Here is a 19,728-nt window from a genome sequence, read left to right as displayed (position 1 = left end):
GGATAGTGCCCGCGCAGCGCGACGGCGACCCGCCCCACCGGGCGGACGACCAGCCGCGCCCGCTGCACAACCTCCGGCGGCTGCGCCCCTACCTACGCCCGTACGCGGGCGAGTACTGCTGGCTGCTGCTCGCGGCGCTGGCTGCCACCGCGGCTGGCCTGGCGGTGCCGCTGGTCGTGCAGCGGGTGGTCGACGGCCCGATCGCCCGGCACGACGCGGACGGCCTGCTCCGCCTCGGCGGACTGGCCCTGGTGCTCGGGCTCGCCGAGGCGGTGCTGATCTTCATCCGGCGGTGGACCCAGTCCTCCTCCTCGGTGGGCATGGAGGCGGCCATCCGCGCCGACATCTACGCCCACCTGCAACGGCTGCCGGCCGGCTTCCACGACCGGTGGCAGTCCGGCCAGCTGCTCTCCCGGGTCACCAGCGATCTGTCGGTGATCCGCCGGTTCCTCTCCTTCGGCCTGCTCTTCCTGGTGCTCAACCTGGTCACCTACCTCGCGGTGGTGGCGCTGCTGATCCGGCTGCACGGCCCGCTGGGCCTGCTGGTGGCGGCCAGCGCGGTGCCGCTGTTCCTGATCAGCCGCCGGTTCGCCCGGCACTACCACGCCGCGTCCCGCCGCATGCAGGACCAGCAGGGCGACGTGGCCACCCTGGTCGAGGAGACCGCCCAGGGCCTGCGCACCATGAAGGCGTACGGGCGGGGACCGGAGCTGGCCGCCCGGTTCGGCGAGCGGGCCCGGGCGCTGCACGACACCGGCGTCGACAAGGCCCGGCTGCTCGCCCGCACCTCCGCGCTCTTCGACCTGGTGCCCAACCTGACCCTCGGCGTGGTGCTGGTCTGCGGGGCGGCGCTCGCCGCCCGGGGCACCCTCACCATCGGCGAGCTGGTCGCCTTCGTCAGCCTGCAACTGATGCTGATCTGGCCGGTGCAGTCGCTGGGCTGGATCATCGCCAACGCCCAGGAGGCGGCGACCGCGGCCGACCGGATCCAGGAGGTCCTGGACACTCCGCCGTCGATCGTGGACGCCCCGCACGCGGTTGCGCTCGCCCCGGCGGCGGTACGCGGCCGGCTGCGCTTCGAGGGCGTCTCGTTCCGCTACCCCGGCGCCCCCGCGCCAGTGCTGCGGGAGATCGAGCTGACCGTCGAGCCGGGCGAGACGCTGGCGCTGGTGGGCGCGACCGGCGCCGGCAAGAGCACGCTGCTCGCCCTGGTGCCCCGGCTGCACGAGGTGACCCGCGGGCGGATCACCCTGGACGGGCACGACCTGCGCGACCTGCGGCTGGCCTCGCTGCGCCGGCTGGTCGGGGTTGCCTTCGAGGAGCCGACGCTGTTCTCCATGTCGGTCTGGGAGAACCTCACCCTGGGCCGGCCGGACGCGGACGAGCAGGAGATCCGGGCCGCGCTGGCGCTGGCCCAGGCCGACTTCGCGTACGACCTGCCGTGGGGGCTGGCCACCCGGGTCGGCGAGCAGGGGCTGTCGCTCTCCGGTGGGCAGCGGCAGCGGCTGGCGCTGGCCCGGGCGGTGCTCGGCCGGCCCGCGCTGCTCGTGCTGGACGACCCGCTCTCCGCCCTGGACGTGCACACCGAGGCGCTGGTCGAGACGGCACTCAAACGGGTGCTGCGGGGCAGCACGACGCTGCTGGTGGTGCACCGGCCGTCGACCGTCGCGCTGGCCGACCGGGTGGCGCTGCTCGACGGCGGCCGGATCGTCGCGGTGGGGCGGCACTCCGACCTGCTGGCCACGGTGCCGGCGTACCGGGCGGTGCTCTCCGCCGAGCCGGCGGCCGCGCCCGGCCTGGTGCACTCGTGAGACCTCACCTGCCCCGGCAGCGGACGGAGCCGCCCGACCTGTCGCGCTGGCGGGGACAGGCCACCGACCCGGACGCCGACCGCAGCCGCGCCGAGGACACCTCACCCGAGGCGGTGGCCCGGCTGCGCGCCCGCAGCCGGGTGCTGCTCCGCGAGCTGCTGCGCCCACACCGGGGTCGGCTGGGCCTGGCCGTGGCCCTGCTGCTCGCCCAGAACGCCGCCGCCATGTCCGGGCCGTACCTGGTCATGCTCGGCATCGACCGGGCCATCGCGCCGCTGCGGGCCGGCGACCCGCGCCCGCTGGCCGCCGTCGCCGGCGCCTTCGCCGTCGCGGCCGGCACCGAGTACGCGGCCCGGCGCGGCTTCCTCACCCTCTCCGCGCGGATCGGGCAGGCCGTCCTGCTGGAGCTGCGCCGGCGGGTGTACGGCCACTTCCTCCGTCTCTGCGTCGGCTTCCACGAGCGCTACACCTCCGGTCGGGTGGTCGCCCGGCTCACCAGCGACCTGGACTCCATCGCCGAACTGGTCGACGGGGGCGTCGACAGCCTGGTGACCGCCGCGCTGTCGGTCCTCTCCGTGGCCGCCATCCTGCTCTGGCTGGACCTGCCGCTGGCCGCGGTGACCCTGCTGGCCTTCCCGTTCCTCTACCTGCTGTCCCGCTGGTTCGCCCGCGCCTCGGGCGAGGCGTACCGGCGCAGCCGGGAGGCGGTGGCCCTGGTCATCGTCCACTTCGTGGAGTCGCTGCGCGGCATCCGCGCCGTGCAGGCGTACCGGCGCGAGCCGCGCAACCAGCAGATCTTCGGGGCGGTCAACGACGGGTACCGGCGGGCCAACCTGCGGGCGTTCCGGCTGATCGCGACGTACTCGCCGGGGATCAAGGTGATCGGCAACGTCACCGTGGCGGTGGTGCTCGGCTACGGCGGCTGGCGGGTGCTCGGCGGCGCGACGGAGGTGGGCGTACTCGCCGCGTTCCTGCTCTACCTGCGCCGCTTCTTCGAGCCGATGCAGGAGCTGAGCCAGTTCTACAACTCGTTGCAGTCGGCGACGGCGGCCCTGGAGAAGCTCGCCGGGGTGCTCGACGAGCGGCCCGGCGTGCCCGAGCCGGCGCAGCCGGTGCCGCTGCCCGCCGGGCCGGGGCGCGGGGCGGTGGCGTTCCGGTCGGTCTCCTTCGGCTACCGGCCGACCAGCCCGATCCTGGTCGCGCTGGACCTGTCCGTGCCGGCCGGGCAGACAGTCGCGCTGATCGGGCCGACCGGGGCCGGCAAGTCCACCGTCGCCAAGCTGCTGGCCCGCTTCCACGACCCAAACAGCGGCAGGGTCGAGCTGGACGGGGTCGACCTGCGCGACCTGGCCGACCCGGAGCTGCGCCGGGCGGTGGTGCTGGTGACCCAGGAGAACCACCTGTTCAGCGGCACGGTGGCGGAGAACATCCGGTTCGGCCGGCCCGGCGCCGACGACGCGGCGGTGGAGGCCGCCGCACGGGCGATCGGCGCGCACGACTTCATCGCCGCGCTCCCCGACGGGTACGCCACCGAGGTGCACCGGCGCGGCGGCCGGCTCTCCGCCGGGCAGCGGCAGCTCGTCGCGTTCGCCCGGGCGTTCCTGGCCGACCCACGGGTGCTGATCCTCGACGAGGCGACCTCGTCGCTGGACGTGCCGACCGAGCGGCTGGTGCAGCGGGCCCTCGCCACCGTGCTGCGGGACCGGACCGCGCTGGTGATCGCGCACCGGCTCTCCACCGTGGAGACCGCCGACCGGGTGCTGGTCCTCGACGGCGGCCGGGTGGTGGAGGACGGGCCGCCCGCGCGCCTCGCCGCCACCGGCGGCCGGTACGCCGCCCTGCACCGGCAGTGGCGCGACTCGCTGGTCTAGGGGGTCGGTCCGTCGGCGTCGCCCGGGGAGAGCGGTGGGGACGACGTCGGACCGGCAGCCAGGTCGCGACCGAACCGCTCCACCGCCCGGCTGAACCCGAGGAGCAGCACCAGCAGCACCGCCGTCGCCGCCACGAAACCCGGGATCGTGAGCACCGGCTCGGCATCGGAAGCGCCCGAGATCGACCAGGTCACGATCGGCGCCAGCGCCAGCGCGGAGAGCACGAGAGCGGCCGGACCGGTGAGCAGGAGCCGGAGCACCACGCCGGTGTCGGTGTCCGGCCCGGGCAGCCCGCAAGCGGCCTGACTCAGCCCGAACGCGAGGGCGAGGCCGAGACCGGCGACGGTCAGCAGCTGCGGAACGGGATGCAGGGACGGCGACCCGGTTCGGACCGCCAGGGTGGCCAGTGTCACGGCGACCGCGGCCACCAGCAGGCCGAGGACGTCCCACGGCACGGCCCGGCCCGCGGCGTACCGGCCGAACGCGGCGCCCGCGGCGACGGCGGCGACCACCGCGAGGACGATCGGGTACCGGGGCTCGGCCTGCGGAGCCCTGATCGTCTGCTCCGCGAAGAGGGCGACCGGGCCGGCGCCGAGGCAGAGCAGCACCCAGCGGGCGGCGACCACCCCACCGACCCGGTACGCGTGGCCGAGGAGCACCACGCCGACGGCCACCGCCAGCAGCACCAGGGACCAGTGCCCGAACCCCTGCACCGCATGCCGTTCGGGGTGGTCGGACAGGCTGTCGGGGCTGAACCGGTACTCCCGCACCAGCGAGGACCGGACGGCCAGGACGGCCACGACCAGCCCACCCGCCGCGCACACCACGACCACCGGGGCGACCGCCGGTCGACCCGGCGCGGGCAGCGACGCGTCCCGAACCCGCCGGTGCGCGGAAATGGCCGCGACGACCGCCGCGAGCGCGGCGAACCCGAGCTGCGCCGTCACCGGCGACCCGGACTCGCGACCGCGCACCAGGCCACGGACCATTTCCACGCTCGCCGGTTGCAGCACCAGACCGGCGGCCAGCCCGCCGCTGAGCAGCCAGCGGACCGACCGGGGGGCCTGCGCGACGGCCAGCAGCACGCCGCCCAGCGCCAACCCGACCGCGACGGCGGCGAGCACCGCCGTGACGACCCGCCACAGGGGACGGTCGTCGGTGAGCACCAGCTCGGCACCCCGGGCGATCCCGTCGGTGGCCAAGGCTACCAGCAGGGCCGCGACGACCAACGGCCACGCCGGCAGGCGCGGGAGCAACGCAACCGTCGACACCCCGAGCACCAGCAGTGCGCAGGCGAGCGCGGCCGGTTCGATCGGTGGGCCATGGACCAGGTCGGCGAACCCGACCAGTGCCGGGAGCTCCAACCCGGGGAACACGAAGGCCATGCCGACGGCCAACGCCGCCACCGCCTCCACCAGCGCGGGCCAGTCCCACCACGCCCGGCGTACGTCCGCCTCGTCCATCGACCGCCTCCCCCGCCGCCAGGACCCGGAGATCCTGACCTCCCCATGCGTGGTGGTCGATGCTGTCACGGGCACCGGCCGGCGCGCTGCCCCGGCACGGGCACCATCCGGATCATCCGTCCGACTAGACTGCCGCTCGTCGATCGGCCTCGGCCCGTCGCCTCACGCGACGTCCGGCCGGTCGGGCACAGCCGAATACACGGGGAGGTTGCGGCGTGCGGATCCGACGACGAGTGGTTGTCGCGGCAGCGTTGGTGGTCAGCACGGTCGGCGCGGCGACGGTCGCCCTGACCTGGGAGGTCGACGCCGATCCGGTGCCGGCCGCCGCGACGACCGGCGGAGACTGGTCGGCCGACGCGCCACCGGCCCCGGCGGACGCGCCGCCCGGCACGGCCAGCGGCATCGGCAGCCCCACCGGCGCGCGTGGATCCACGGTGGACGCCCGCCCGGTCGCGGTCACCGGCCGGCCCGCCGGGCAGGTGGCGCAGGACGCTCCCGCCTCGGTGACGTACCTGAGCGACCGCTATCAGGTGCCGCAGAGCGAGGCCGCCCGCCGGGTCGCCCTCCAGGAACTCTCCGCGCCGCTGGCCGAGACGCTCGCCGCGAAGTACCCCGCCGAGTACGCCGGCATGTGGCTGGACCAGGCCGCCGGCGGCATCCTGACCATCGCGGCGACCAGCCCGGAGACGCTGCGCCCGGCGGTGGCCGGGGTGCCCGACGCCACGCACGTCAAGGTCGTGCCGGTACGCCACTCGCTGCGCCAGCTCACCGAGGCGGCGGCCCGGGTGGCCGGCGCCCTCGGCGTGACCGTCGGCACCGACGTGGTGGTCGACGAGCAGGCCAACGAGGTCGTGGTGCTCACCGGCGACGTGGTCGCCGCGGACGACGCCCGGCTGGCGGGGGCGCTCGACACGGCCGGGGCGCCGGCCCGGGCACAGGCCCGGAAGTCGGGCTCCTCGATCCTCAAGGCGTGCGACCCGCGCTACTGCCCCACCGCGCCGATGCGCGGCGGTATCCGGCTGGACGTGCCCCGCGACGACGGCACGGTCGGCGGCTGCACCACCGGGTTCAACCTGCGGGCGAAGTCCGGGCGCTACTACGTGCTGACCGCCGGGCACTGCGTGGTCGGCGGGCGGCACCAGCTGGTGGACCGGACCTGGCACCAGTACCTCGGACCGAAGGTGCCGGTGGGGGTCGAGTCGACCAGCCCGGTGCTGGCCGAGAACGCGTTCCCGTACGACTACGCGGTGATGCCGTACCAGGACCGCGCGATCGACCGGTGGGCGTACCCGCGGCGGGGCGGCGGCGACCAGGCCAGCCTGGTCAACTACTGGTGCGTGGCGGACAACCCGGCGTGCGCCACGAAGGGCAGCCACGACGTGAAGGTCACCGGGTACACGGCGTACAGCGCGGTGCAGGCCGGCTGGGTCGTCTGCGCCACCGGCTCGGCGTACACGCCGAAGGCCGGCGAACAGTACGTCGACTCGGGCGCCGGCGTCGGCTACGTCCCGGGCACCCGCTGCGGCGAGGTCATCGGGAAGGCCAGCGGCGGCATCGACGTGCGGATCTGCGCCCGACCGGGCGACAGCGGAGGGCCACTCTTCACCGAGTCCGACGGCCGGGCGCTGGGCATCCTGCACGACGGCGACCCGGGCACGGGCGCGTGCACCAGCCCGAACGAGAAGAACACCTACACCCCGGTCTCCACCATCCTGGACCGGGTGAACTCCCGCACCGGCCTCGGCATCCAGATCGCCACCCGCGGCCCGACGCTCGACCCGATCGGATCCTCGACCCGTTAGGCGACACCCGGATGAGCCGTGGTCACGGCCACCCGGATAAGCCGTGGTCACGGCCACGCGGGCTGCCTACGATCGACGGATGACTGATACGGCGAGGACGGCCCGCGCCGGCGTCCCCGAGCGTCCGACCCTGGACGGGCTCGAGGAGACCTGGGCGCACCGCTGGCAGGAGGAGGGCACGTACGCGTTCGACCGCTCGAAGCAGCGGTCGGACGTGTACGCGATCGACACCCCGCCGCCGACCGTATCGGGCGAGCTGCACATGGGGCACGTCTTCTCGTACACCCACACCGACCTGGTGGCCCGGTTCCAGCGGATGCGCGGCCGGACGGTCTTCTACCCGATGGGCTGGGACGACAACGGCCTGCCCACCGAGCGTCGGGTGCAGAACGTGTACGGCGTGCGCTGCGACCCGTCCCTGCCGTACGACCCGGACTGGCGGCCGCCGGCCACCCCGGTCACCGAGGCGGCCCGGAAGGACCCGACGCCGATCTCCCGGCGCAGCTTCGTGGCGCTGTGCGAGCAGCTGACCGCCTCCGACGAGCAGGTCTTCGAGGCGCTGTGGCGGCGGCTCGGGCTGTCGGTGGACTGGTCCCTGACGTACACCACGATCGGGCGGGTGGCGCGGGCGACCAGCCAGCGGGCGTTCCTGCGCAACCTGGCCCGGGGTGAGGCGTACCAGGCGGAGGCGCCGACGCTCTGGGACGTCGGCTTCGCCACCGCGGTGGCCCAGGCCGAGCTGGAGGACCGGGAGCGGCCGGGGGCGTACCACCGGCTGCGGTTCACCGGTCCGGCCGGGCGCGAGGTGCTGATCGACACCACTCGACCGGAGCTGCTGCCGGCCTGCGTGGCGCTGGTCTGCCACCCCGACGACGAGCGGTATGCGGACCTGGTCGGCGCGTCGGTGCGTACCCCGGTCTTCGGGGTCGAGGTGCCAGTGCGCGCGCACCCGCTGGCGGACCCGGCCAAGGGCACCGGCATCGCGATGGTCTGCACCTTCGGCGACCTGACGGACGTGACCTGGTGGCGGGAGCTCCAGCTGGACACCCGGGTGGTGATCGGCCGGGACGGTCGGCTGCTGCCGGAGCCGCCGGCCGGGGTGCCGGCGGAGCCCTACGCGGCGCTGGCCGGGCAGACCGTCGGCGGCGCCCGGCGGACGCTGGTCGGCATGCTCGCCGACGCCGGCGACCTGGTCGGCGAGCCGCGCGAGATCACCCACCCGGTGAAGTTCTACGAGCGCGGCGACCGGCCACTGGAGATCGTCTCGACCCGGCAGTGGTACCTGCGCAACGGGGGACGGGACGCACGCCTGCGGGAGGCGCTGCTGGCCCGCGGCGCGGAGCTGCGCTGGGTGCCGGAGCACATGAAGCACCGGTACGACCACTGGGTGGGCGGGCTGACCGGTGACTGGCTGGTCAGTCGGCAGCGCTTCTTCGGCGTGCCGGTGCCGGTGTGGTACCGGCTCGACGACGTTGGCGAGCCGGACTGGTCCCACCCTCTCACACCGGATGAGTCGATGCTGCCGGTCGATCCGTCCAGCGATCCGGCGCCCGGGTTCTCCGAGTCGCAGCGCGGGGTGCCTGGTGGCTTCGTCGGCGACCCGGACGTGCTGGACACCTGGGCCACCTCCTCGCTGACCCCGCAGATCGTCGGCGGTTGGGAGACCGACCCGGACCTGTTCCGCCGGGTCTTCCCGATGGACCTGCGTCCGCAGGGGCAGGAGATCATCCGGACCTGGCTCTTCGCCAGCGTGGTCCGCGCCCACCTGGAGCACGGCGTGCTGCCCTGGCGCGACGCGGTCCTCTCCGGCTGGATCCTCGACCCGGACCGGAAGAAGATGTCCAAGTCCAAGGGGAACGTGGTCACCCCGATGGGGCTGCTGGAGCAGCACGGCTCCGACGCGGTGCGGTACTGGGCGGCCAACGGCAAGCCCGGCATGGACCTGGCCTTCGACCCGGCCCAGATCAAGGTGGGCCGGCGGCTCGCCACCAAGCTGCTCAACGCCTCCCGGTTCGCCCTGGGGCTGGGTGCCGCGGACGCGTTGCGCGCCCCGGCGACCGAGCCGCTGGACACCGCCATGCTCACCGAACTCTCCGGCGTGGTCGCCACCGCGACGTCCGCCTTCGACGGGTACGACCACACGGCGGCGTTGCAGGCCACCGAGGCGTTCTTCTGGCGGTTCTGCGACGACTACATCGAGCTGGTGAAGGAGCGCGCCTACGGCTCCGGGCCGGGGGCCGACTCGGCGCGGGCGGCGTTGGCCACCGCGCTGTCGGTGCAGTTGCGGCTCTTCGCCCCGGTCCTGCCGTACGTGGCCGAGGAGGTCTGGTCCTGGTGGCGGTACGGCTCGGTGCACCGGGCCACCTGGCCCACCACGTACGAGGTGGGCGGGGCGATCACCGGCACGGGTGACCCGGCACTGCTGCGACTGGCCGGGGACGCGCTGGGCCAGGTGCGCCGGGCCAAGTCGGAGCGGAAGCTGTCCATGAAGGCGGAGGTGCCGCTGGCCGAGGCGCTCGGCCCGGCCGCCCTGCTGGAGCAGCTCACCGTGATCGCCGACGACGTCCGGGCGGCGGGCCGCATCGCCAAGCTCGACCTCCTCCCCAACCGCGCCCCCGACCTGGTCATAGCCTGCGCCTTCTGACCCCCGCCCCCACCCCACCCCGCCGCGAGATCCGCACACTTTCAGCGAAAGAGTGGCTGTCCGCGCCGTCGAGGCCACTCGTTCTCTGAAAGTGCGGTCTCGGCGGGGAGGGGGTGGGGGTGGGGGGTCAGCTCGTTTCGCCGGTGAGGGAGAGGGAGCGGAGGCGGTCGATCGCCAGGGCGGTGAAGCCGATGGCGACGACGGCGGTCAGCACCGCCGCGACCGACACCGACACCGTGGTCGACAGCAGCTCGGTGGGGGCCATCCGGTCGGCGAGGGCGATCACCCACTGCTGCACCGAGAGCACCTTGGTGCCGCCGACGAAGTTGCCCAGCAGCCCCTCCCAGATCAGCACGTAGACCAGTCCGAGCAGGACCGGACGCCGGGTGAGCAGGCTGAGCGCCAGGAACAGCGCCGAGTACGCCAGCGCGCCGAGCGTCGAGGCGGCGGCGAGGGCCAGTCCGAGGCGTACCGAATCGGCGAGCACACCCGCGACGAAGAGCGGCACGGCGACGGTGGCCGCGCTGACCGCGGTGGCCACCGCGAGCTTCGGCAACACGATCTGCCAGCGCGGCAGCGGCTTGGTGAGGATGTGCACCACCGTGCCGTCGTCGATCTCGGCTCCCAGCACGCCGGTGCCCACGATCAGGGCGACCACCGGCAGCACCACGGCCAGGCCGAGGCCGACCAGCACCGGCGGCCCCCAGTCACCCGGCTCCACCCCCAGCGACCGGCAGAGCAGGGCCAGCCCCAGCAGCAGGACCGGCAACGGCAGCAGGATCAGGAACCGACGCCGGCCGAACAGTCCGCGCGCGGTGATCCAGGAAATGGTCGACATCAGGCCTCCACCAGGTAGGAGAAGACGCTCTCCAGGGACTCGTCCTCGGGCAGCAACTGCCGGACCCGGACGCCGTGGGCCAGCGCGATCTTCGGCAGCGCCCGGGTGAAGGCACCGTAGTCGCCGGCCTTGACGGTCAGGCCGGTGCGGTCCAGCTCGACGCCGGTGACCGAGGGCTCAGCCATCAGCGCGACGGCCAACGCCCGGTCGTCGGTGGAGCGGACGGCGAACATGTGCGGCCGGTTGGTCATCAGCCGGCGGATGGTCCGGAAGTCCCCGGACGCGGCGAGGCGGCCGGCCACCATCACCTGCACGGTGCCGGAGACCTGTTCGACCTCCTCCAGGATGTGCGAGCTGAACAGGACCGTCCGGCCGGCGTCGCCGAGGGAGTGCAGCAGCCCCATCATGTGCAGCCGCTGGCGCGGGTCCATCCCGTTGAACGGCTCGTCGAGCAGCAGCACCTGCGGGTCGTGCACCAGCGCCGCGGCGACCCGGGCGCGCTGCCGCATGCCCTTGGAGTACGTCCCGATCCGCCGGTCCTGCGCCCCCTCCAGCTCGACCAGGGAGATCGCCCGCCGGGCTGCCGCGGCCGGGTCGGGCAGCCGGTGCAGCTTCGCGCTGGCCAGCACGAACTCGTACGCGGTGAGGAAGGTGTGCACCGCCTCCCGCTCGCTGACCAGCCCGAGCCGGCGGTAGACCTGCGGGTGGCGCCAGGTCGGCTCGCCGTCCAGGGTCACCGCGCCCCGCGACGGGGCGAGGAAGCCGGCCATCATGTGCAGCAGGGTGGTCTTGCCGGCGCCGTTCGGGCCGAGCAGGCCGGTCACCCCGGGGCCCAGCCGCATGGTGACGTCGTTGACCGCCACCACGTTGCCGTACCAACGGGACACGCCGGCCAGGTCGAGGGTGCTGGCGGCGGCGGTCGGGGCGCCCGCCGTGGGTTCGGCGCTGATCGTGGTCATCGGGCGGCCACCTTCCGGTATCGCAGCAGCAGCAGGGCGACGCAGCCGGCCACCAGCAGCACGGCGGCGAGGGCGTAGACCGGGCCGAAGTCGCCGATGCCCGGCCCGCCCTGTTCCTCGGTGACCAGCAGGTCGCCCAGCGACCACATGCCGATCCCCTGCACGATGGTGGACGGCGAGCCGAGTCCGGCCAGCTCGTTGACCGTGCGGGAGGGCAGGATGGACAGGGTGGCGACGATCGGGGTGGTCATCAGGAAGACCGCCACGATCCCGCCGGCCGCGAACGCCCGCTTGCCGGTGAGCGAGGCGACCAGCAGCCCGACCGAGGCGAAGACGACCGCCCAGAGGCCCGCGTAGAGCAGCCCCGGCAGCAGGTCGAGCAGTTCGTTCCAGACGCCGCGCATCCCGTCGCCGGTGGTGAACGCCGCGCCGAGGAACATCACCAGCTGCGGCGCACCGAGCAGCAGCCAGAGCGCGCTCACCAGAGCCAGCAGCTTGGCCAGGGCGTAGTCGCCGCGCGGCAGCGGCCGGGAGAAGTACAGCGGCAGCACGCCGCTGCGCAGGTCGCGGGAGACCAGCTCCGGCGCGGCCACCGCGGCGAAGAAGATGACCAGCCAGCTCATCGCGTCGGCGAACTGGGCGTACGTCATCACCACCTCGCCGATCTGGCTGCGGACCGCGGTGGCGCCGGCGGCCACCAGCGTGACGATGCCGACCACCAGCCAGGGGAAGATCTTGGCCTTGGCGCTGCGGCCCAACCCGAAGGCGGTCCGCAGGCCGTGCAGGTAGAGCGCACCGAAGACGTGCCAGCGACCGAGCCGGGGGCCGGTGTAGCGCTGGTAGCCGATGTCGTGGATGACGCCGGTCGGCTCAGACATGGCTGGGCTCCCTCGTGGCGAAGAGTTCGGCCACCCGGTGCCGCCGCTGGTCGAGCCGGTGCAGCGGCAGGTCCAGCTCGGCGACCGCGCCGAGAATCAGGTCATAGGTGGCCTCGTCGGCGAGCGGGACGAGCAGCATCCGGCCGTCCCGGGTGACCGGCAGGTCGAGCGCGGCGAGCCGGGTGGCCAGTTCCTCCGTACCCTCGCTGACCTCGACGGCGAGCACGTCGGTGGCCGAGGTCATCGCGGCGATCGGGCCGGCGCGGAGCAGCCGGCCGCCGTCGATGGCGACCAGGGTGTCGCAGATCCGCTCCACCTCGCCGAGCAGGTGCGAGCAGACCAGCACGGAGATGCCGAACTCGGTGCCGATCCGGTGCACCAGCGCCAGCATGTCGTCCCGGCCGGCCGGGTCGAGGCCGTTGGTCGGCTCGTCGAGGAGGAGCAGGTCCGGGTCGTGCACCAGGGCCTGGGCCAGCTTGACCCGCTGCTTCATGCCGGTGGAGTAGCCGCCGACGGGCCGGTAGCGCTCCTCGTAGAGGCCGACGTGCCGCAGCGCCTCCGACGCCCGCTCGCGGGCCGTCGTGCCGGGCAGGCCGCTGATCCGGCCCAGGTGGGTGACCAGCTCGGCGGCGGAGAGGTCGGGCGGCAGCGCGTCGTGCTCGGGCATGTAACCGACCCGGGCGCGCACCGCCGCCGGGTCGGTGGTCGGGTCGAGGCCGAGCACGGCGACCCGGCCGCTGGTCGGAGCGAGCAGGCCCAGCAGGATCTTGATCAGGGTCGACTTGCCGGCGCCGTTCGCGCCGACCAGGCCGATGATCCCGGGCTCCACCGCCACGGTCAGGTCGGCCAACGCGGTGACCCGACCTCCGTACGTCTTGGTCAGCGACTCGGTCGCTATCAGTGTCACGTCCGTCAGCGTAGGAAGGGGACGCACGTACGGGTATCGGGAATCGCCCGGGCTCGCCCCTGAGAACCCGTCCGGGGGACGGCACGGCCGTAAGACTGACGCCGACAGGGTGACCCGTCCCCACCCTCGCGGGCGGCAGTGGAGTGGCGCTCTCGACCGATCGCCGGTCGGCTGCGAAACTGTGTGCCGGCCAGCGAGTAAGGGGTACGGATGAGCAACGGGTGGGTGCTGCCCGACGAGGTGCTCCGGGACGCGCCGGCGTACACGCCGCGCCCGGGTGAGCTGGCCGATCTGGAGCTGTTGCTGACCGGGTCGTACGCGCCGCTGACCGGCTTCATGACCCGCGCCGACCTGGTCTCGCGGCAACGTCGCGGCCGGCTGGCCGACGGCACGCCGTGGCCGGTGCCGGTGACCCTCCAGGTGCCGGCGACGCTGGCCGACGCGCTGGACCCGGCCGACCCGGGGCGCCGCACGCTGGTGCTCAGCGACGGCGAGGGCGCGCCGGTGGCCGCGCTGGAGGTCGTCGACGTCTGGGCGGCCCGCGAGGGCGTGGCCGGGGTGGGTGGCCCGGTCCGCCGGCTCGGCGACGGCGGGCGCGGCCCGTTCCAGCGGCTACGCCGCACCCCGGAGGAGGTCCGCGCGCTGCTGCCGCCGGGCCGGGTGCTGGGCGTGATCGCCGACCGGCCACTGCACCGGCCGCAGCTGGCCCAGATCGCGCACGCCGCCCGCACCCTCGGCGCGCACCTGCTGGTGATGATCCCGGTCGGTGAGGACGGCACCGGCGGGCTGCCGCCGGAGGCCCTGGTGCGCAGCGTATTCGCCGCCCGCGACCGGATGCCCCCGGCGACCCTGATCGCCGTGCCGATGCCGCGCCGCCGCGACGAGATCAGCGACGCCCTGCTGCGGGCCCGGATCTCCGCCGCGTACGGGGTGACCCACCTGCTCTCCACCGGCGAGATGCTCTCCGGCGCCGGCCTGCGGGTGCTGGTCCCCCGCGAGCTGGCCTACGACAACCGGGACGGGCAGTGGCGCTGGCGGGAGGACATCCCGCCGCGCAACCGGCGGTTGGCGCTGAGCCAGGAGGAGATCGACGACCTGCTGGACCGGGGCTTCCCGCTGCCCGAGTGGCACACCCCGCCGGCGGTGGCCAAGGAGCTGAGCCGGGCCCGCCCGCCGCGTCGGCACCGGGGCCTGGTGGTCTTCCTGACCGGCCTCTCCGGCTCCGGCAAGTCGACCATCGCCGGGGGGCTGGCGGACGTGCTGCGCGAGCAGGGCGACCGGACGGTGACCCTGCTCGACGGCGACGTGGTGCGCCGGGAACTGTCCGCGGGGCTGGGCTTCAGCAGGGCCGACCGGGACGCCAACGTCCGTCGGATCGGCTGGGTGGCCGCCGAGATCGCCCGGCACCGGGGGGTGGGGATCTGCTGCCCGATCGCCCCGTACGCCCAGGCGCGGGCGGCCGCCCGGGAGATGGCGCTGGCGACGGGGGCCGGTTTCGTGCTGGTACACGTGGCCACCCCGCTGGAGGTCTGCGAGCGGCGCGACCGCAAGGGCCTGTACGCCCGGGCCCGCGCCGGCCTGCTCACCGGGATGACCGGCGTCGACGACCCGTACGAGGAGCCGGCCGACGCCGAGTTCGTGGTCGACACCACCGACCTGAGCATCGAGGAGGCGGTGCAGTCGGTGATGAACCACCTCACCGAGACCGGCTGGGTGGAGCCCCGCCTCCAGTCCACCTGATCCCGCGGCCTGATCCCACGGCCTGATCCTGCGGCCTGATCCCACGGCCTGATCCTGCGGCGCCGCCTTCCGTCGTTGCCCCCTGCGCGCTAGTGTTCGTCTTTGTTGGAACACGTTCGAGCGCGTGAGAGTACGCGGGAGCCGGAGGTGCGGGCGGATGCTGGTGCGGCAACGGCAGGCGGCCATCCTCGACCGGGTCCGCACGGCCGGTGGGGTACGCGTCACGGAAATGGCCGCCGAGTTCGGCGTCTCCGACATGACCATCCGCCGTGACCTGGAGACGCTGCACGAGCAGGGCCTGCTGGCCAAGGTGCACGGCGGCGCCACGGTCACCGGCCCCGGCTCCACCGACGAGCCGGGATTCCACGCCAAGTCGGTGCGGCAGCTCGCGGAGAAGGCCGCCATCGCAGGCCGGGCCGCCGAGCTGGTCCACCCCGGTGCGGCGGTCGCGCTCTCCGCCGGCACCACCACCGCCGAGCTGGCCCGCCGGCTGGTCGACGTGCCCGGGCTGACCGTGGTGACCAACTCGCTGCCGGTGGCCGAGATCCTGCACGCGCAGGGCCGCCCCGACCAGACCGTGGTGCTCACCGGCGGGATGCGCACCCCGTCCGACGCGCTGGTCGGCCCGCTGGCCGTGGAGGCGATCCGCTCGCTCCACCTGGACCTGCTCTTCCTCGGCGTGCACGGGATCACCGAGCGGGCGGGCTTCACCACCCCGAACCTGATGGAGGCGGAGACCGACCGGGCCCTGGTGGCTGCGGCCGACCGGCTGGTGGTGCTGGCCGACCACACCAAGTGGGGCACCGTGGGCATCTCCTCGATCGTCGGCCTCAACGCCGCCGACGTGCTGGTCACCGACGACCGGCTGGTGCCCGAGGCGCGCCGGGTGCTCGACGAGAAGGTGGGCGAGCTGGTGGTGGTGGCGAGCACGGGCCGGACGGCGGCGGAGGGGACGGCGCGGTGAAGCGTACGGCGATCGAGCTGGCAGACGGCCGAGAGCTGATCTACTTCGACGAGCGGGACGACGCGCTCCGCGACCAGCCGGACCGGCGCGAGCTGCCCCCTCCCCCGCACGCCTCCCAGCTGCGGTACGACCCGCTGACCGACGAGTGGGTGGCGGTGGCGGTGCACCGGCAGACCCGCACCTTCCTCCCCCCGGTCGACCAGTGCCCGCTCTGCCCCTCCCGGGGCGGCCGGCTCAGCGAGATCCCGGCCCCCGACTACGACGTTGCCGTGTTCGAGAACCGCTTCCCCTCGCTGAGCCAGCGGGTGGCCGACGAGCCGGCCGGGATCACCCCGTTCACCCCGGTACGCCCCGGCCGGGGGCGCTGCGAGGTGGTCTGCTTCACCGACGACCACACCGCCTCGTTCGCCAGCCTGCCGCCGCGCCGGGTGCGCACCGTGCTGGACGCGCTCGCCGACCGGACCGTGGCGCTGGCCGAGCTGCCCGGCGTCGAGCAGGTGTTCTGCTTCGAGAACCGGGGCGTGGAGATCGGCGTCACCCTGCACCACCCGCACGGGCAGATCTACGCGTACCCGTTCGTGACGCCGCGGACCCGGTCGCTGCTGGCCGCCGCCCGCCGGCACGCCGAGCGCACCGGCGGCAACCTCTACGCCGACGTGCTCGGCGCCGAGCGGGCCGCCGGGGATCGGGTGGTCACCAGCAACGCGCACTGGACGGCGTACGTCCCGGCGGCGGCCCGCTGGCCGTTCGAGGTGCACGTGGCCCCGCACCGGCCGGTGCCCGACATCCCGGCGTTGACCGGTGCCGAGCGGGACTCGTTCGGCCCGCTCTACCTGGACGTGCTGCGCCGCCTCGACAGGCTCTTCGACCTGCCCATGCCGTACATCGCGGCCTGGCACCAGGCGCCGGTGCGGATCGACCGGGAGCTGGGCCACCTGCACCTTCAGCTGTTCAGCATCCGGCGGGCGAAGGACAAGCTGAAGTACCTGGCGGGCTCGGAGTCGGGCATGGGGGTCTTCATCAACGACATCGCGCCCGAGCGGGCCGCGGAGCTGCTCCGCGCCGCCTGACCCGGCCCGCCGCCTGACCCGGCCCGCCGCCTGGCGGAGGGACACGCCCGCCGGGGAACAGGGCGCGGGGGGCCCGGGACAGGGCCCCCCGCTGGGAAGGGACGGCTGGCTGTGCACGACAGCCGGGAAGGCTGGCTGATCGGCACTCGTGCCGCGAGGCGACCGCGGTCAACCTTCCTGGACGCGACTGGCATCACGTCCACCCACTTCAACGACCCACACCCCCACCGGTGACGCGCGCCCCGGGGGCCACGGCTTGATCCACGCGGTTTGCGGCGTGTCGCGGTCTCCCTGTCGCCCGAACACCGCGACACGCCGCAAACGGCGTGGATCATGGGCCGCCCCCGGGTACGACGGAGCCCGCCGGCGCGGTGCCGGCGGGCTCGGTCGGTGACGCGGTACGAGGATCAGGCGGCGAGCTTGCGGGCCAGGTTCTCGTCGAGCGCGTTCATGAACTCGTCGGTGGTCAGCCACGGGGCGTCGCGCGAGATGAGCAGCGCGAGGTCCTTGGTCATCTGGCCACCCTCGACGGTGTCGACGATGACCCGCTCCAGCGTGCTGGCGAACTCGGTGACCGCCGGGGTGCCGTCCAGCTTGCCCCGGTGGGCCAGGCCCCGGGTCCAGGCGTAGATCGAGGCGATCGGGTTCGTCGAGGTCTTCTCGCCCTTCTGCCACTGCCGGTAGTGCCGGGTGACCGTGCCGTGCGCGGCCTCGGCCTCGACCGTACGGCCGTCCGGGGAGAGCAGGACGGAGGTCATCAGGCCGAGCGAGCCGAAGCCCTGCGCGACGGTGTCGGACTGCACGTCACCGTCGTAGTTCTTGCAGGCCCAGACGTAGCCGCCCTCCCACTTGAGCGCGGCGGCGACCATGTCGTCGATCAGCCGGTGCTCGTAGGTGATGCCGGCGGCGGCGAACTCGGCCTTGAACTCCGCCTCGAAGACCTCGGCGAAGATGTCCTTGAACCGGCCGTCGTACGCCTTGAGGATGGTGTTCTTGGTGGACAGGTAGACCGGGTAGTTGCGGTCCAGGCCGTAGCGGAACGAGGCCCGGGCGAAGTCCCGGATCGACTCGTCGAAGTTGTACATGCCCATGGCGATGCCGCCGCCGGGGAAGTTGGCGACCTCCATCTCCATCGGGGCGCCGCCGTCGGCCGGGGTGTAGGTGATGGTCACCGTGCCCGGGCCGGGGACGACGAAGTCGGTGGCCTTGTACTGGTCACCGTGGGCGTGCCGGCCGATGATGATCGGCTTGGTCCAGCCGGGGACCAACCGCGGCACGTTGGACATGATGATCGGCTCGCGGAAGACGACGCCGCCGAGGATGTTGCGGATGGTGCCGTTCGGCGACCGCCACATCTTCTTCAGGCCGAACTCCTCCACCCGGGCCTCGTCCGGGGTGATGGTCGCGCACTTGACGCCCACGCCGTGCTGCTTGATGGCGTTGGCGGCGTCGACGGTGACCTGGTCGTCGGTCTCGTCGCGGTGCTGGATCGACAGGTCGTAGTAGTGCAGGTCGACGTCGAGGTAGGGCAGGATCAGCTGCTCCCGGATCTGCTTCCAGATGATCCGGGTCATCTCGTCGCCGTCGATTTCCACGACCGGGTTGTTTACCTTGATCTTCGCCATCGGCCGGCGCTCCTCTCGGGGGACACGTGCTCAAGCAGTACGAGCGTACTGGAAACTGGCCGGCAGTCCCCAGCCGGCCTCGGTTGGCCGGGACAACGGGGGTGCACGGCGCAGGAGATCGCTGGCATCATCACCGGATGCCACTGAGCCGCACCCTCGGGTCTATCACGGTCACGGCGCTCACCGACGGCGAGGGGCCGTTCTTCCAGCCCCGCGCCGAGGCGTTCCCCGACGCCACCGCGGCGCACTGGCGCGAGGCCGACCAGCGCGCCCCCGCCTCGGTCACCGCCGACGGCCGCTGGTGGCTGCAGTTCCGCAGCTTCGCGCTGCGCCGCGGGGACGGACCGGTCACGCTGGTCGACGCCGGCATCGGGCCGGCCGGCTCCCCCGCCGCGAGCTGGGCCCCGGTGCCGGGGCGGCTCCCCGCCGAGCTGGCCGCCGCCGGCATCGATCCCGCCGACGTCGGCACCGTGGTCCTCACCCACCTGCACAGTGACCACATCGGGTGGGCGGTCACCGGCACGCCCGGCCGCCCGTACTTTCCGCGCGCCGACTACCTGGTGCAGCGGGCCGAGCTGGCGGCGATGGAGACGATCAACCCCGGGTTGCCGGCCGGCCTGGTCGCGCCGTTGCGCGCCGCCGGCCAGCTCCGGGTGGTCGACGGCGACACCCCGCTCACTGCGGGGGTACGCCTGCTGAGCACGCCCGGGCACACCCCCGGCCACCAGTCGGTGCTGGTCGACTCCGGCGACGAGCGGCTGCTGCTCACCGGCGACCTGCTGGTGCACGCCGTGCAACTGGTCGACCCCGACCTCGCGTACGCCCACGAGGAGGACCCGGCCACGGCCCGCACCTCCCGCACCACCCTCCTCCGCGCCCTGTCCACCGCCGGCCCGACCACCCTGGCCACCCCCCACCTCCCCACCCCCTTCACCCCCCTCTGACCCGCGCCCACCCCGCCTAGTTGATCAAGAGGTTTGCGTCATCCCCGGGACGATGTCCTGACGCAAACTTCTTGATCAACGCGCAGGGGGTGGGGGGAACGCGAAGGGGCGCGCCGGCGGGGCCGGCGGGCCCCGAACTGAGTGCGGGGGGTCAACAAATGGGGGTTTTGCCCTGAATTTGGCCGCGGGGCACTCCGGGGGCCTTGAGGTAT

General features: G+C 73.9%; 14 protein-coding genes. 8 read left to right on the top strand and 6 right to left on the bottom strand.

Annotation, left to right across the window (positions count from 1 at the left end):
- Positions 1 to 5 precede the first annotated feature (5 nt).
- Positions 6 to 1,811: an ABC transporter ATP-binding protein gene (locus tag ABZ807_RS16110; RefSeq protein ID WP_357157584.1), complete on the top strand. Its 1,806-nt coding sequence runs from the start codon at positions 6 to 8 to the stop codon at positions 1,809 to 1,811.
- Positions 1,808 to 3,682 carry an ABC transporter ATP-binding protein gene (locus tag ABZ807_RS16105; protein ID WP_357157581.1) on the top strand — a complete coding sequence of 625 codons (1,875 nt, stop codon included), beginning with the start codon at positions 1,808 to 1,810 and terminating at the stop codon, positions 3,680 to 3,682. The genes ABZ807_RS16110 and ABZ807_RS16105 overlap by 4 nt, the downstream gene beginning before the upstream one ends.
- Here ABZ807_RS16105 and ABZ807_RS16100 read toward each other — a convergent pair.
- Positions 3,679 to 5,145 (bottom strand): hypothetical protein, encoded by a 1,467-nt coding sequence (locus tag ABZ807_RS16100; RefSeq protein WP_357157578.1) that lies wholly within the window; start codon positions 5,143 to 5,145, stop codon positions 3,679 to 3,681. The two genes, ABZ807_RS16105 and ABZ807_RS16100, sit on opposite strands and share 4 nt — an antisense overlap.
- 215 nt (positions 5,146 to 5,360) lie before the next feature.
- Here ABZ807_RS16100 and ABZ807_RS16095 point away from each other — a divergent pair, with 215 nt between their 5' ends.
- A complete protein-coding gene (locus ABZ807_RS16095; protein WP_357157575.1) occupies positions 5,361 to 6,947 on the top strand; it encodes a trypsin-like serine protease in 1,587 nt (528 codons plus the stop codon).
- 79 nt (positions 6,948 to 7,026) lie between these two features.
- Positions 7,027 to 9,591, top strand: coding sequence for a valine--tRNA ligase (gene valS / locus ABZ807_RS16090; RefSeq protein ID WP_357157572.1), 2,565 nt, complete (start codon positions 7,027 to 7,029; stop codon positions 9,589 to 9,591).
- 127 nt (positions 9,592 to 9,718) lie between these two features.
- On the opposite strand, the gene ABZ807_RS16085 is transcribed toward valS, so the two are convergent.
- Genes ABZ807_RS16085 through ABZ807_RS16070 form a run of 4 tightly spaced genes read right to left on the bottom strand, consistent with a single transcriptional unit; the run spans position 9,719 to position 13,173 of the window.
- Positions 9,719 to 10,429, bottom strand: a complete 711-nt coding sequence (locus tag ABZ807_RS16085) for an ABC transporter permease subunit (protein ID WP_357157569.1) — start codon at positions 10,427 to 10,429, stop codon at positions 9,719 to 9,721.
- Complete coding sequence (locus tag ABZ807_RS16080) at positions 10,429 to 11,388, bottom strand: ABC transporter ATP-binding protein (protein WP_357157566.1); 960 nt, start codon at positions 11,386 to 11,388, stop codon at positions 10,429 to 10,431. Before ABZ807_RS16080 ends, ABZ807_RS16085 begins: the two co-directional genes overlap by 1 nt.
- Complete coding sequence (locus tag ABZ807_RS16075) at positions 11,385 to 12,266, bottom strand: ABC transporter permease subunit (protein ID WP_357157562.1); 882 nt, start codon at positions 12,264 to 12,266, stop codon at positions 11,385 to 11,387. Before ABZ807_RS16075 ends, ABZ807_RS16080 begins: the two co-directional genes overlap by 4 nt.
- Positions 12,259 to 13,173: an ABC transporter ATP-binding protein gene (locus ABZ807_RS16070; RefSeq protein ID WP_357157559.1), complete on the bottom strand. Its 915-nt coding sequence runs from the start codon at positions 13,171 to 13,173 to the stop codon at positions 12,259 to 12,261. The genes ABZ807_RS16075 and ABZ807_RS16070 overlap by 8 nt, the downstream gene beginning before the upstream one ends.
- 210 nt (positions 13,174 to 13,383) lie before the next feature.
- On the opposite strand from ABZ807_RS16070, the gene cysC reads away from it, so the two are divergent.
- The 3 genes from cysC to galT all read left to right on the top strand — a co-directional run bounded on the left by cysC (position 13,384) and on the right by galT (position 16,947).
- Positions 13,384 to 14,913, top strand: coding sequence for an adenylyl-sulfate kinase (gene cysC, locus ABZ807_RS16065; protein ID WP_357157556.1), 1,530 nt, complete (start codon positions 13,384 to 13,386; stop codon positions 14,911 to 14,913).
- Between the two features lie 157 nt (positions 14,914 to 15,070).
- On the top strand, positions 15,071 to 15,877 hold the full coding sequence (locus ABZ807_RS16060; RefSeq protein WP_357157551.1) for a DeoR/GlpR family DNA-binding transcription regulator: 807 nt from the start codon (positions 15,071 to 15,073) through the stop codon (positions 15,875 to 15,877).
- Positions 15,874 to 16,947 carry a galactose-1-phosphate uridylyltransferase gene (gene galT, locus ABZ807_RS16055; protein ID WP_357157548.1) on the top strand — a complete coding sequence of 358 codons (1,074 nt, stop codon included), beginning with the start codon at positions 15,874 to 15,876 and terminating at the stop codon, positions 16,945 to 16,947. The genes ABZ807_RS16060 and galT overlap by 4 nt, the downstream gene beginning before the upstream one ends.
- Before the next feature lie 407 nt (positions 16,948 to 17,354).
- Here the strand turns inward: galT and ABZ807_RS16050 are convergent, their stop codons facing one another.
- Entirely contained in the window at positions 17,355 to 18,572 is a 1,218-nt protein-coding gene (locus ABZ807_RS16050; protein WP_357157545.1) for an NADP-dependent isocitrate dehydrogenase, read from the bottom strand.
- Positions 18,573 to 18,709: 137 nt separating this feature from the next.
- Here ABZ807_RS16050 and ABZ807_RS16045 point away from each other — a divergent pair, with 137 nt between their 5' ends.
- Entirely contained in the window at positions 18,710 to 19,516 is an 807-nt protein-coding gene (locus ABZ807_RS16045) for an MBL fold metallo-hydrolase (RefSeq protein ID WP_357157542.1), read from the top strand.
- Positions 19,517 to 19,728: the final 212 nt, after the last annotated feature.

This window comes from Micromonospora sp. NPDC047548 (genome assembly GCF_040642975.1).
Lineage (GTDB): Bacteria > Actinomycetota > Actinomycetes > Mycobacteriales > Micromonosporaceae > Micromonospora.
This window is presented reverse-complemented; position numbering and strand designations above follow the sequence as displayed.